The following is a 14,253-nucleotide window of genomic DNA, read 5'->3' as shown; positions in this document are numbered from 1 at the left end:
TAATACAAAATATTCTTATCTTGTGACACACGTGTATAGCAAGCTCAGGAATTCTCCCTCGCAAGTACCCCAGGGGTGTTATAATAATAGAAAAAATAAAATATAAATTAAGGTGAAACGAGATTATAACAAGTCTTTTTTACCTTTCTTTTACTCAATGCACAGGTAATCAACCTGTGTTTTTTATTTAAAAAATGAAGAAAGATACTTAGTCAAGAATAAAATAGAAGAACTTCAAAATATAAGACAATAGATTTGATAATTTCGAAAATTGAAATAAAAATAATAAATTTCTAACAATTACCTTTTATGTTATGATAAACTAAATATGTAGGTTTTCTTTCTTGAACAATTTGACAAAATGTTTTATAGCTTAAGGTTAGTTTCTTTCACAGAATATGTTCTACTGAATTTCAATATATTAATTTGCAGTCGGAGAATTTCTATAATAAAGTGAAACTTGAATCAGATGGGGGTTTAACCCCAACTGATTCTTAGCTGAACGAATCCAGGAACGTAGCCGCTCTTTACTCCCACTTTGAGAAAAGCAGAGAACCAAAATCTATGATTTTGTGTGAATCGCTTTCACAGAGTGCGGGGGAGTATTAGAGCGGGTAGTCATCGGATAAATTAGATTTTAAAAAAGAATTTTTTATAGAGGAGGATATATATGGCATTTAATAAATTAAGAGCTAAGGATTTTATCATCGGATTTGCTGCTTCTAGCATTCTTTTTACTTCCACACAAGTATTTGCTCAGCCCTTGAAGAAGCAAGTTACAGCCATCTTTGACAATATCAAAATTGTTGTAGATGGAAAGCAAATTACACCTAAAGATTCAAGTGGTAACATAGTGGAACCTTTTAGATATAACGGGAATATATACCTGCCAGTTTGTGCAGTTGAACAGACATTAGACAAGAAAGCATCATGGGATGAAAATACTAAGACTATATATATTGATTCTAAACCCTTAGATGCTGCATACCAGCAAAGCATAAGTAGTAACACTGATAAAAATTCTGGTAATACTGAAGACCAAAAACCATTTTTCGATAAAAATAAACTGCATAATAAATGGGGAGTTAACTTAGACGGCAATCACAGAAAAATGACAGGTACTTTATACATTGATAAATTAAGTAGCATAAAAACTGTGCATCTAGATATTTATGGTGATGAAAAGTTTATAAAAAGTTATACTTTAAAAGCTGGAGAGAAGCCAATAATAATAAATGAAGATTTAACAAACGTTAAAGAATTTAGTATTGTATCAAATCTACGAATGACATCAAATCTAAATGGTGACCAGATTATGAAACTTGAAATGGCTTTGAAAGATTCAAATTCACTAATCAAATTTGGAGATATAACTATAGAATAAAAAATAGATAAAATTAATGTGAGTTTTTATTTGTTTTGCAGATAACTTAGTTCATATTAAATAAAGAGAGAAAATCGAAGGAGCATACCAAAACACAGTACGGTTTTTTATATTTTAGAGCAAGTTCAGGAATTCTCCCTCGCATATTATTAGACCAGGAGATACGTTGTATAAAATTGCTCTATCACATTATGTGAGCCTTGCAAGTATCCTGGCAGCAAATCCGGGAATCAATCCCAATTATCTTTCGGTTGGGCAACGCTAATGCAGGAAGCGATATAGTTTTAGTGGCCCATGGTTATGATTATGAAGAAAAAGTAATTAATGCTTTAATAAATGCAGCAAGAAATGGCCCAATTTCTATGGAAAGGATAAACGAGAGCGTATACAGGATACTTAAGTTAAAACAAAAATATAACTTAAATGATGCTACAATAAACTCGATCGATGTAAATAATGATATTCAAGGAACAGTTGAAGAAATGCGTAAACAAGGGCTTTAGCAGTTGGTGCTAGAGCCCTTTTGAACGCAATCAAAATCGTTACGTTCTTTTCTCCGAATCGTTGGAAGTAAGTATTATACAGTAATATGGGTAAAATAAAACTGGATGATAAACAGAATTCTTGGATTCAGGTGGAGTTTGTCTGCGACCACTGGGCAATTCTGCCCGTTAAATGCCATTTAGGCATTTAACCTCCATCTGAAGCTTAGAAGTCGTTATCCAGGGACATAGCCGCTCGTGACGTACACTTGAAGAAAAGCAGAGAGCCCAAATCTTTGATTTGGTGCGAATCGCTTTCATAGAGTGCGATGGGAGTATTAGAGCGGGTAAGTCATCGGATAAGCATGTAATAGGAAATTTCATAGGTGGATACAAGAAGCTTTTCAATTTGATAATGAAGCAGTTATTTAAAAGATATTAAGCTATGGAAGGAATAAAATGGGTTTTAAGATTATTGCAGACTATCATACTCATACTAATATTGCTAAGGGTCATATTCCTCTAATTAATACTATTAAAAAATATGAAATTACAATATTAAATCATCCATTAGAGCATGTAAATCCAGATATTATCGAAATTGGAAAGATTGCTGATCTAAGAAATACTGCTTTAGAAATTAACAGAAGTCATAGGAATATGGATATTGAAACAATAAAAAAGTTGAAGAATATGGGCGTTAAATTTTCATTGGGAAGTGATGCACACAAATCGGAGGATGTAGAGGATTTTGGTAATGCATATAATACAATAATTAAAATAAAGCAAAAAAATAAGAAATTAGGTGATTTAAATGATATACATAAAGGAGTGCTATGAAGAACTCCTTTTTTGAATTTCAAACACTAGAAGGCACTAGGTAAATGTGCTGGATTAGTGAATGCAGTAGGTGCTTAAAATATTTCACAGAATCTATTGACTAGCATGGTCAATGAGTCTATAATATTGACTAAATCAGTCAATGCTATTGTAGGGAGAGGTTTAAGTGGAAAAATTAACAAAACACAAGATATTTACAATGGAAGATGCGAAGCGGAACACCTTGCTTACTGTGGCTATGCGCAAGTTTGCAAAGAATGGCTACAAGAAAACAACTACAGATGAGATAATTTCAGAAGCCGAGATATCAAAGGGCTTACTTTTTCATTATTTCGGGACAAAAAAGGGTTTGTATACTTTCTTGTTTGAATATGCGAGCACCACTATAATGCAGGATTTCTATGCCCAGATTGACATGAAGGAAAGGGATGTTTTAAAGAGATTGCGTAAAATGTTTTTATTAAAATTAGAGTTAACTAATAAATATCCTGCTATTTTCGATTTTGTGTCATCAGCTTATTTTGAAAAAGACCCTATTGTGTCTGAAAAAATTAATAAGTACTCAACTGAAATGTTTTTTGATGCACAGAAGGAGATACTTAAAGACATTGATTTATCTCTTTTTAAAGAAAATAATGATATTCAAAAGATAATCGACATTATTATATATACCCTTAGGGGATACAGTGAGACTCAGGCTTCACAGGGAAAACTCATTGAAGATTACAATAAGGAACATGAACGATATATAAGAGAAATAGATGAATATATAACTGTGCTGCGTACTGCATTTTATAAGTAGGTCAAAGATCTAAATGGACTTTAACGGGCAACCTAGCCAGTGGGACTGACATGTTAGGTTGCCCGTGTTCTGACGAATGTAATGAAGGAGGTTAAAGCCCTAAATGGGCTTTAACGGGCAACCTAGCCAGTGAGAACTGGCGCGGTAGGTTGCCCCGTGTTTCCGACGAATGCAATGAAGGAGGAATAATAGTATGAAATTTGCTTATAATTTTAGTGGCATTACTAATGAAGCTCTTGGCTATGCAGGGGGAAAGGGAAGCTCCCTTTGTAGAATGTACAATGCAGGAATTGCTGTACCGAATGGATTTGTTATTTTGGCTGAGGCTTTCGAAAATAATGAATTGAAGAAAGAGGCACACTTAGACATTGAAAAGTGTCTTGAAATGCTGCCTGAGGGCACTTTTGCAGTACGTTCCTCTGCTCTTTCAGAGGACAGTGCAAAAACCTCATTTGCAGGGGAGTTTGAATCGGTACTGGATGTGGCAAGAGTTGATGTGTTTTCTGCAATAGAAAAGGTTGCAGCTTCTGCAAAGTCAGAACGTGTGAGCGAATATAGCAAGATTCATGGTATTGATGATGAACACAAAATTGCAGTTGTAGTTCAAAGCATGATAAATGCAAAGATGGCAGGGGTGTTTTTTTCTGCAGACCCAATTACCGGAAGTCATGTAAATATGGTAGGAAACTTTGTTTTTGGTGCAGGGGAGCAGCTTGTTTCAGGGGAGAAAAACGCTTATCCTTTTACCATTTCAAGAATTGGTGGAAAGTATAATGGTGATAAGGACTTGGCATCCTATGCAAAGGCTTTGTATAAAGCAGCATTGAAAGCAGAGGAGATTTTTGGCTGCATGCTTGATATTGAATGGGTTGTGGATGTTGGAAAGCTTTATATAGTGCAGGCACGCCCAATTACAACTCTTCAAACCATTGATTATGATACCTATGAGATAAATCAAAGTCTTGATACAGATGCATTATGGAGCAGTAATAATGTAGGAGAGGCTGTACCCGATGTAATGAGTCCGTTTACTTGGAGCTTGCTGCATGAGATGGATTTGGAGTGTCAGAAGGTGCCAGGGTATTTCATGTTTGGTAATATTTGTGGCAGAACCTATTCAAATATCAGTGTTATGATTTCTTCATTAAGAGTACTTGGATATAATGTAGAAAAGGCTAAGGAGCTTATAAGTGACGTGTTTGGCAATATTCCTGAGAACATTGAAGTGCCTATTTATCCCTTTGGAACGGCTTATTTAATCAAGGAGATGTTTCAGAGATCCAAAAAAAGTATAAAAAGGATGCGGGATTCAAAAAAACAAAAGGCTTACTACTTGGAGAATACACCTGTGTGGTATGTGGAAACTCTTGAAAGGATAGAAGCTGCAAACACCAGGGAGGAGTTATTAAGGCTCTGGACATCTGATGTAAGACCTTTTTTATCTGCATTATGGAGTATATGGTTTGGCGGAGCAGGAAGTGCTACACTCGCAACCCTCAGAAAAAAGCTTGCTAAGATGGCAGGAGAAGAATTGGCTAATCTGTTATGTTCTAATTTCAGCGGTGAACAAAGCCTTGTAAGCATGAAGCCGCTGCTGGCAATAGAGCAAGTTATGAGTGGCAGCTTAACTCCTGAAAAATATCTGGAGCTTTACGGCCATAGAAGTCCTCATGAGTTTGAGGTTTATTATGAATATCCTGCAGATGCTCCTTCTTTTATTGAAAAGCAAATTAAAGAATTTAAGAATGCAAACTTAAGTGCCACGGAGCTAATGAAAAAGCAGCAAAGTGAATTTGTGAAGGGCAAAGAGCTTTTTCTGCAAAAATTCCCTGGTAAGCAGGAGTGGCTTGAGAAAAAGCTTGAAAAGGTCTCTAAGGATGCACATACCCGTGAATCATTGAGAAATGAGTTTGTTAAGGTATTTAGAGTCATGAGGCATTTGCTTTTGAAAATCGGGTCAGTTACAGGAATTGGCGAGGATATATTTATGATGTACTGCTTTGAAGTTCCAAAATTCCTGCAGGGAGACACTGAAATGCTTGTTAAGCTGCCAATAAGGCGCAAAAATTTTGAAGAATATCAAAAGCTGCCAGTTTTTCCACAGTTAATTAGAGGCAGGTTTAATCCAAAGGAATGGGTCAATTCCAAGGATAGAAGACAGGACTATTATGATCCTAATGCTGCGACACCAGTAAAGGATGAAAATGTAATTAAAGGTTTTGCAGGTGCCCCAGGCACAGTTGAAGGAAGAGTTCGTATTTTGCACAGCTTTGAGGAAGCAGAAGATTTTCAAAAGGGAGAAATCCTTGTAACAACTATGACAAACATTGGCTGGACACCTTTGTTCCCTAAAGCAGCTGCGATTATTACGGATCTTGGGGCACCATTATCCCATGCCGCTATTGTGGCACGTGAGCTGGGTATTCCAGCAGTTGTAGGATGTGGAATTGCAACGACGGAACTTAAAACAGGCGATTTTATAATTGTTAACGGCAGTACTGGTGTTGTTAAGAAAATAAGTTAAGCTTAATTTTTCTCAACATCTTAATGAAACGTTTATCAATTCTCCATCGCTATCCCTCAGCGTGCCTCCATGGACACGAGGTGCTTGCCAAGCATTAGACCCGTCCCCTTAATTTTAGGGCTATTTTTATTTATAAAACCATCAATAAAAGATTGGCCATTAAGAACCATAAGCACCCCCAAAGAATATTGTATATTATATGTAAAAAATATCTAGGAGGATTATTATGGAATTACGTGCTTATCCCACAAAGCATTTTCCTACTGGGTCAAGCAGCAATAATACAGATTTCCGGAAAAAACGCTATCGTTTTGTTGTTATGGCTGACTCACGGGGAAGGGATAATGGTATTAACGAAAGAATTTTAAGAGGCCTATTGAAACAAATTTTAAAACTGGACCCATTGCCAGAATACATTGTTTACCCGGGGGATCTAGTCTCAGGCAGCCGAAGGCCGGAAATATTAAGGTCTCAATTAGAAAAATTCAAGAGTGTCTTTACTTCATATTTTCCAATAGAAATGTTTCTCCCCACAATAGGAAACCATGAAGTGGGAAGTGTCCCTGTGAATCTTGAAAGGGAAAAAGTATTTGCTGAAGTGTTTTCAGAATACACCCCGGATGGACAATTACTTAATTACAATAGAACAGTGTATTATGTAGATTTGGGTCCCATCAGGTTAATTCTTCTCAATTCGTACCATTACCAAGAAAGTTTTCGAATTACAGGAAGACAACTGGAATGGTTTTACGATGTATCTAAAGACCCTGGAAAACACAAATTTGTTTTTGTTCATGGCCCAGCTTATCCTACCGGTGCCCATATTGGCTCTTCCCTTGATCGTTATCCTGAAGAAAGAGATCGCTTCTGGAAGGTGGTGGACGACAATTATATTGATATAGTTTTTCCAGGGCATGAGCACAACTATTCCCGACGTCTAATTGATAGTTCTTTTAGTACCAGAAGATATCAATATAACAGAGGAATTTATCAAGTTGTAACCGGCGGAGGAGGAGCACCGTTAAGAGACGCATATTCCAGTAAAAAAGGGGTTATTGTCCCTCCGATTCCTGAATACCACTTTGTAGTTGTAGACGTTGAGGATAATCTTATTATGGTTCATGCCATTTCTTATGAAGGAAAAACCATAGACCAGTTTACCTTATCCAAATAAAACAAAGCTTAAAAAACTTAAAGCTCTCTTAAACCACAACACGCTTTTGGAGGTTTTATTGCTTACAATTCAAGTAAATTGTAAAGAAAAATCAGGTGACAAATCGACAAAAAAAGCTCTATACCGACGGCTGTTTCTGAAACATACCTTCCCGCCAAGGGGATACCAGAGGGGTACGACATCTTTTTTGACCACTCAAGGCATGTGGAGTGTGTTGTATGTCCCTCAGACTTTAGGTTTGAGGGACTTTTGGGTTAAGATGGGTGAACTTTTATGCAAGACTAAAGATGTTTGTGCAGTTAGATAATGTAAATAGAAGTTTTGGTATTATGGCATTTACAGATATTGACCTTACATATTATAATTATCTTGGCAAATATATACTAATAGATATAAAAATTGATTGTTTATGATGTTTCAGATAACATTAAGCATAACGTTAATAGTCTCTAGTACAGCAAGGTATATAGGTAAAGTTAAATATGATAAGGAAGATGATAATGGTTTATTTAAATGTCTTTACATTTCCAAATGACGATATGGAGTTTGACTTTTTAATAGAGGAAAAAAGAACGTGCTATGACTCCTTTTATCCATTTAAAATATTATCAAGACATGGTTTTGAAAGAATTGATTTTGCGCCAATTACGATTTTATATGGTGGAAACGGTTCAGGAAAATCAACGGCATTAAATGTGATAGCAGAAAAAACAGGAATAAGTAGAGATTCTATCTATAACAAATCTAATTTCTATTCAGACTATGTCAATATGTGTGATATGCAGCTTGAAGATGATGACATTCCTGAAAATAGTAGAATTATAACAAGTGATGATGTATTTGATTATATGTTGAATATTCGCAATCTTAATGAAGGAATTGACCAAAAACGGGAAAAACTTTTTGAAGAGTATTTGGATGCGAAATATTCTCATTTCCAAATGAAATCTATAGCAGATTATGAGCAGTTAAAAAAAGTAAATATGGCTAGAAGTAAAACCCAGTCACGGTTTGTGAGAAATAAATTGATGGATAATGTAAGAGAATATTCAAATGGGGAAAGTGCTTTCCGATACTTTATTGAAAAGATAGGTGAAAATGGATTATATATATTGGATGAGCCTGAAAATAGTCTTTCTCCAAAACGTCAGGTGGAATTAGTGAGATTTATTGAGGACTCAGCACGATTTTTAGGCTGTCAGTTTATTATATCAACACATTCTCCATTTTTGCTTTCCATTCGTGGAGCAAAAATATATGATCTTGATGAAAATCCAGTTGATGTGAAGAAGTGGACAGAATTAGAAAATGTTCGTACATATTATGAATTTTTCAAAAGATATGAAAATGAATTTTGATGTTGTTAAGAGTAGATGCAAGAATGTCATATCCCTAGATACGGAAGATAATTAGTATCCTTGTTAACTAATATCTTTGCATCTAGGGAAACTACATATATAGCTTATTCAATAGGTGCCATAAGTATTCTTCCTGTTCCACGATACACATTAACTAACCCTTCGCCTGAAACCGCAGAACCAATTAGGCTTTTGCTGGATTTTTCAACTCTAAAATCTAGTGAATCAGACCATGCAATAGCATAGTTTCCATCAATTCTAACTTCATCATTTTCAAGTACAAATTCTATGAGTTCATCTCTTGGAACAGGGCTCTCTAGAACAGCAATTCCTGCACCTTTAAGACATAAGTTGAATAAACCTTCTTTTCCCAGTACTGCTGAAGAAAGATTAGTTCTAGCTACTACTTTTTGTTGGACTTTTGATTCACAGGCAAGAAAAAGTCCATCATCTAGTACAATTCCACCCCATTCTGAAACCTCCTCAAGTAAAATGTGTCTATATGTAGGTTCTAACATTAATAAACCAGTTCCTTGATATTTTGGCTTTATTGTAGATTCTTTTGTTACCTTAGAAGATAAAGCTTTACCAAATAAATCACCAAGTCCTTTAACATCTGCTGCCATATTAACAGCTCCTGAAGTCCACTGCATTGCTCCAGCACTAATTGTATAAGCATTACCTTTTAGTTCAATCAAAACCTGTTTTTTTCTAACGTTCATTTCTGAAGCAAAGTATGCAGCCATTGCATTTGTAGCATCTACACTTAAATCTTTCTTATATTCAAGAACTTTAACATCGCCTTTAGCTTCTACTATTTCTATATTTTTATTTTCATAGAGATTTTTACATATTACCATTTTAACTTTTCCCCCTCTTAATAAATTATTACTAGTTTACATGTATTTTATATGATAGAGACAGAAGTGATTTTATTTGTTTTAATAGGCATGCTTTTCATTACGTATATTATACCATTAGACATAAAATGTTGGTAAGATAGTTATCAAATTACTCCAGATAGTGTGTATTTACTAGAAAAATAAATTGTAATTACATAATCAGTATCCAGGTCTTCAAGAAATACAGTGGTAAAGCTGCAAAGAAAACACAGTTAGAACCTTGAGAAATTAGGGTTCTTTTTTAATGCAAAAAGTTATATGTTCTCAAAGACATAGTAAGGAAACAATGAAAGTGATATAATAGTGGAGCAAGTATGTCTTTTGAAGAAGAATATGTGAAAAAACATAGCAAAAAGATTTGAATTGAATCTTTAGGAAGGCTAATTAGAGGAGGATACATTATGAAAATTTCAAAGAAAGATGCGTTGATATGGTTTGATTTTTTTTCGCAAATGCCTGAAGATGAGGAAATTAGTCCAAAACATGAAGAAATCATTTACTCTACCTTTGCACAAATTGAGGCAGCGATCGAACATAGAAATGATACATTAATGTCGAAAATTAGAGGTTTGAAAACTTTAGAGAATAGAACTTTTTTTGTGGGAAATGAAAGTAAATTCTCAAAAGGATGTCGCTCTTGTCTGTTGGGCACTGGTTTGGGTGCAATTAGGAAAACGAACAAATGTAACATAGAGTGTAAGTTCTGTTATAATTATGGACATCTAGAAGATATCCCACCAGTTGGCGAAGGTATGTGGGAAATTGGAGGCACAAAGTTTTATGAGAAGGATATTGATTTACTTCTTTCCATCCACAAGAAACCCACTGGTGTTGCCTACGTTTATTTAGAGCCATTCATGGAAATTGAAAAGTACTATTCGGTAATAAAGAAATTTAGTGATGCTCAAATTTATCAACATCTATATACAAATGGCATTTTAGCTACGGAAGAGACATTGAAAGCATTAGGTGAAGCCGGTCTTAATGAGATACGTTTCAACCTAGGTGCTTCTAACTGTTCAGACAAAGTTATTAAAAATATTGGAATAGCGAAAAAATATATTAAAAATGTAGGTATTGAAACTCCAATGACTCCTGAGTTTTTTGAAGCTTTTTCTAAGAAAAAGCAAGCAATTTTCGAGACAAAACTCGATTTTATCAATTGTGCTGAATTACATTTAAATGAGAATAACATAGACAATTATTATGGGGAAAACATGTATATTTCGAGACAGGGCTATATATCTCCGATTTGGAGTAGGGAATTAACTCTGAAATTCATGAAAATAGCTGATGAAGAAAACTGGGATTTAGCAGTTCATGATTGCTCAAACTATACAAAATTTGCTAGAGATTTAAATTTGAGTAGCAAAGAGGGCAAGTGGTTTGGAGCTAGTAATTATGCCTGTGAGTTTTCTGGGATTCCATTCGAGATATTTTTCCCAATACTGAATGATGACAATTTCCAATTTTTAAGTGAAGAAGAATTACCTGACGGCTATAAACCAGAAGTGATAGAGTTTTAGGGTGATTTGTCATTTTGTTTTTCCTTAGAAAAGCTAGAAAAAATAATTTTAGAACCTTGAGAAATCAGGGTTCTTTTTTATTTAAGAAAACCACAGGTTAGACGAGGAGTTCATTAAAGCTTTAACGATAAAATTAATTCTTACAAAAGATCAACTACTCTCCCACTATTATTATATCATATGAAATTTTTAAATAACAGGCTTATAATTTGTGCTTATTGTGTGTATTATAGGAACAGATATTACTTCATAGAGAATTGCTTCACCTATACCTAGAAAAGGGGTTAAAGGTCTAAATGACCTTTAACCAGTAGTTTGCGAGTGGGAGAGAGTAGGTTAAACTACGACCAGTTCCGACTAAAAGAAGGAGGGAGAATATATATGAATTCATATGTGCTTAGCTTTCAGGAAATTGACAAAACAAAGCTTTCCATGGTCGGGGGTAAAGGTGCCAACCTAGGAGAACTATCTAGGCTTAAGGGAATTTTAGTACCAGAAGGTTTTTGTGTAACTACAGAAGCATATAAAATGATAACTGGAAATAATGAGGAACTTAACGGTTTATTAGATGAATTATTGCATCTTAGGGTAGAAGATAGAGAAAAAGTTAGTGAGGTTAGCAAGAAAGTTCGTATGGCTATCGAAAGAATATCTATTTCTAAGGATATAGCAGAAGAGATCGCCGGTTATCTCACAAAGTTTGGTGAAAAAGATGCCTATGCCGTGCGTTCCAGTGCAACTGCAGAGGATTTACCGACAGCCTCCTTTGCCGGACAGCAGGATACCTATTTGAACATTATCGGAAAGGAGGCAATCCTAAAGCATATTAGTAAGTGCTGGGCATCGCTATTTACCGAGAGAGCGGTAATTTACCGCCTTCAAAACGGCTTCGACCACCGTAAAATATACCTCTCTGTGGTTGTTCAAAAGATGGTCTTCCCAGAGGTGTCAGGAATTTTGTTTACTGCCGATCCTGTAACTTCTAATAGAAAGGTGTTATCCATTGATGCCAGCTTTGGACTTGGAGAGGCCTTGGTCTCCGGCCTTGTGAATGCTGACAATTATAAAGTGCTAAGCGGCAAGGTTATGGATAAGAAGATATCCACCAAAAAGCTGGCTATTTATGCCTTAAAAGATGGTGGTACGAAAGAACAGGAGATTGAGCCTGAGATGCAGAATAGGCAAGCGCTGAGGTCTGAGCAGATTTTTCAGCTTGAGCAAATGGGCAGAAAGATTGAAGAACATTTCGGCTGCCCTCAAGACATCGAATGGTGTTTGGCTCAAGATACATTTTATATTGTACAGAGTCGGCCAATCACTACTTTATACCCCATCCCTAAAGCTAAGGATGAAGAAAACCACGTCTATTTATCTGTGGGTCATCAACAAATGATGACAGACCCCTTGAAACCACTAGGAATGTCTTTAATGGAGTTAATATCTTTTGGACACAGGTTTAAAGCTGGTGGAAGGTTGTTTGTTGATGTCACACAAATGCTGGCTTCACCTGACAGCAGAAAAATGTTATTAAATAACATGGGGCAACACGATCCCCTCATGAAAGACGCACTTATGACCATAATAGAGCGAGATTTCATAAAGTGTTTACCAAATGATAAGAAAGAGCAGAGTGACGGTAATAGCAATAAACTTAAGCCACCTGCGGATTCTCGAGCACAAATCGAAAGCAATCCGTCAATTGTTTCTGATTTAATTAAGAAGAGTCAAAGATCCATAGAGGAGTTAAAACAAAACATCCAAGGGAAATCAGGAACAGATTTAATAGATTTTATACTAGAAGATATCCAGGAGTTAAAGAGGATCTTATTTGACCCGCAAAGTTCAGCTGTATTTATGGCTGCTATAAATGCTTCACACTGGATCAATGAAAAAATGATGGAGTGGTTAGGTGAAAAAAACGCAGCAGACACCCTTTCTCAATCTGTACCAAACAATATTACTTCGGAAATGGGCCTGGCGCTATTGGATGTTGCAGATGTGATTCGTCCTTATCCAGAAGTAATTGATTATTTAGAGCATGTAAAAGATAATAACTTCTTGGAGAAAATAGTTAAATTTAATGGTGGACAGGAGACTAGGGACGCAATCTTGTCTTATCTTGATAAATACGGAATGAGATGCAGCGGAGAAATTGATATTACTAGACCCCGCTTCAGCGAAAAACCAACTACACTTATCCCTATGATTCTCAGTAACATCAAAAGCTTTGAGCCTAATGAAAGCAATCGAAAATTTGAGCAAGGGCGACAGAAAGCTTTGAAAAAGGAACATGAGTTATTAGATCGATTGAAGCAATTACCGGATGGTGAACAAAAGGCCAAAGAAACAAAAGGAATGATTGACCTAATCCGGAATTTCATCGGCTATCGCGAATATCCAAAATACGGCATGGTTAGCCGCTACTTTGTTTATAAGCAGGCTTTACTGAAAGAAGCGGAGCAACTGGTAAAGGCTGGCGTTATTCGTGAAAAAGAAGATATATATTACCTCACTTTTGAAGAACTTCGCGAAGTGGTAGGCACAAATAAACTGGATTATGCTATCATTGGTAAAAGAAAAGAAGAGTACAAATTATATGAAAAACTAACTCCACCACGTGTTATCACCTCTGATGGTGAAACACCCTCCGGTGAGTACAAACGAGAAAATCTCCCATCGGGCGCTATTGCAGGTCTAGCTGTTTCTTCTGGAGTTATAGAGGGAAGAGCACGTGTCATCTTAAACATGGAAGATGCTGATCTAGAAGAAGGAGATATATTAGTCACCTCCTTTACTGACCCTAGCTGGACACCGTTATTTGTATCCATAAAAGGCCTAGTCACAGAAGTTGGTGGACTGATGACTCATGGAGCAGTTATCGCACGTGAATATGGCTTACCGGCGGTTGTGGGAGTAGAAAATGCTACCAAACTGATAAAAGACAGGCAGCGAATTCGCGTGCATGGAACAGAAGGGTATGTAGAAATCCTATAATGGGGAAGATGTTGCCTTCTCCTTAGAAATTAAAATAATAGATGAAAGCTAGGAAGGCGGCTCAATAAGGGTCGCTTTCTCAGACTGAAAAAGCAATTTAGGTTAATAGTATTCTGAGATGTATATTTATTTTATAAAATAGACAAGCTTTCACCAATTACCGTAAAATGCATACTATACTAATATAAATATCAAGTATATTTTTGATTTCATAATTGCCAAGTAGCCTTGACTATAATAGCATTAATTATTTTCTACAAATGAGTT

10 protein-coding genes are annotated in these 14,253 nt (G+C 35.8%); 9 read left to right on the top strand and 1 reads right to left on the bottom strand.

Annotated elements, in window-relative coordinates; genetic code table 11:
- Positions 1-670 precede the first annotated feature (670 nt).
- The 7 genes from I6U51_RS11355 (at position 671) to I6U51_RS11320 (ending at position 8,564) form a co-directional block, all read left to right on the top strand.
- Positions 671-1,384 carry a stalk domain-containing protein gene (locus tag I6U51_RS11355; RefSeq protein ID WP_211142758.1) on the top strand — a complete coding sequence of 238 codons (714 nt, stop codon included), beginning with the start codon at positions 671-673 and terminating at the stop codon, positions 1,382-1,384.
- 251 nt (positions 1,385-1,635) lie between these two features.
- The gene (locus I6U51_RS11345; RefSeq protein ID WP_211142757.1) at positions 1,636-1,887 is read left to right on the top strand and encodes a hypothetical protein; all 252 of its coding nucleotides are present in this window, start codon (positions 1,636-1,638) and stop codon (positions 1,885-1,887) included.
- A gap of 438 nt (positions 1,888-2,325) precedes the next feature.
- Positions 2,326-2,706 carry a hypothetical protein gene (locus tag I6U51_RS11340; protein WP_211142756.1) on the top strand — a complete coding sequence of 127 codons (381 nt, stop codon included), beginning with the start codon at positions 2,326-2,328 and terminating at the stop codon, positions 2,704-2,706.
- Between the two features lie 166 nt (positions 2,707-2,872).
- Positions 2,873-3,508, top strand: a complete 636-nt coding sequence (locus tag I6U51_RS11335; protein ID WP_211142755.1) for a TetR family transcriptional regulator — start codon at positions 2,873-2,875, stop codon at positions 3,506-3,508.
- A gap of 193 nt (positions 3,509-3,701) precedes the next feature.
- Positions 3,702-6,032, top strand: coding sequence for a PEP/pyruvate-binding domain-containing protein (locus I6U51_RS11330; RefSeq protein WP_211142754.1), 2,331 nt, complete (start codon positions 3,702-3,704; stop codon positions 6,030-6,032).
- A 226-nt stretch (positions 6,033-6,258) separates the two neighbouring features.
- Positions 6,259-7,206, top strand: coding sequence for a metallophosphoesterase family protein (locus I6U51_RS11325; RefSeq protein WP_211142753.1), 948 nt, complete (start codon positions 6,259-6,261; stop codon positions 7,204-7,206).
- Between the two features lie 500 nt (positions 7,207-7,706).
- Positions 7,707-8,564, top strand: coding sequence for an AAA family ATPase (locus I6U51_RS11320; RefSeq protein ID WP_211142922.1), 858 nt, complete (start codon positions 7,707-7,709; stop codon positions 8,562-8,564).
- Positions 8,565-8,668: 104 nt separating this feature from the next.
- Here I6U51_RS11320 and I6U51_RS11315 read toward each other — a convergent pair whose 3' ends face one another.
- Positions 8,669-9,424 (bottom strand): AIM24 family protein, encoded by a 756-nt coding sequence (locus I6U51_RS11315; RefSeq protein WP_211142752.1) that lies wholly within the window; start codon positions 9,422-9,424, stop codon positions 8,669-8,671.
- 443 nt (positions 9,425-9,867) lie between these two features.
- On the opposite strand from I6U51_RS11315, the gene I6U51_RS11310 reads away from it, so the two are divergent.
- Together I6U51_RS11310 and ppsA are read left to right on the top strand one after the other, a co-directional pair.
- Entirely contained in the window at positions 9,868-10,992 is a 1,125-nt protein-coding gene (locus I6U51_RS11310) for a radical SAM protein (RefSeq protein WP_211142751.1), read from the top strand.
- A 381-nt stretch (positions 10,993-11,373) separates the two neighbouring features.
- Entirely contained in the window at positions 11,374-13,986 is a 2,613-nt protein-coding gene (ppsA, locus tag I6U51_RS11305; protein ID WP_211142750.1) for a phosphoenolpyruvate synthase, read from the top strand.
- Positions 13,987-14,253 lie beyond the last annotated feature (267 nt).

Origin of the sequence: Clostridium aciditolerans (genome assembly GCF_016316925.1) — a bacterium.
Classification (GTDB): domain Bacteria; phylum Bacillota; class Clostridia; order Clostridiales; family Clostridiaceae; genus Clostridium_AM; species Clostridium_AM aciditolerans.
This window is presented reverse-complemented; position numbering and strand designations above follow the sequence as displayed.

Bases quoted from the DNA above. Each gene is read 5' to 3' on its own strand.
- I6U51_RS11310 (WP_211142751.1), top strand. From the start codon at position 9,868: ATGAAAATTTCAAAGAAAGATGCGTTGATATGGTTTGATTTTTTTTCG.
- I6U51_RS11315 (WP_211142752.1), bottom strand. From the start codon at position 9,424: ATGGTAATATGTAAAAATCTCTATGAAAATAAAAATATAGAAATAGTA.
- ppsA (WP_211142750.1), top strand. From the start codon at position 11,374: ATGAATTCATATGTGCTTAGCTTTCAGGAAATTGACAAAACAAAGCTT.
- I6U51_RS11340 (WP_211142756.1), top strand. From the start codon at position 2,326: ATGGGTTTTAAGATTATTGCAGACTATCATACTCATACTAATATTGCT.
- I6U51_RS11325 (WP_211142753.1), top strand. From the start codon at position 6,259: ATGGAATTACGTGCTTATCCCACAAAGCATTTTCCTACTGGGTCAAGC.
- I6U51_RS11355 (WP_211142758.1), top strand. From the start codon at position 671: ATGGCATTTAATAAATTAAGAGCTAAGGATTTTATCATCGGATTTGCT.
- I6U51_RS11320 (WP_211142922.1), top strand. From the start codon at position 7,707: ATGGTTTATTTAAATGTCTTTACATTTCCAAATGACGATATGGAGTTT.
- I6U51_RS11330 (WP_211142754.1), top strand. From the start codon at position 3,702: ATGAAATTTGCTTATAATTTTAGTGGCATTACTAATGAAGCTCTTGGC.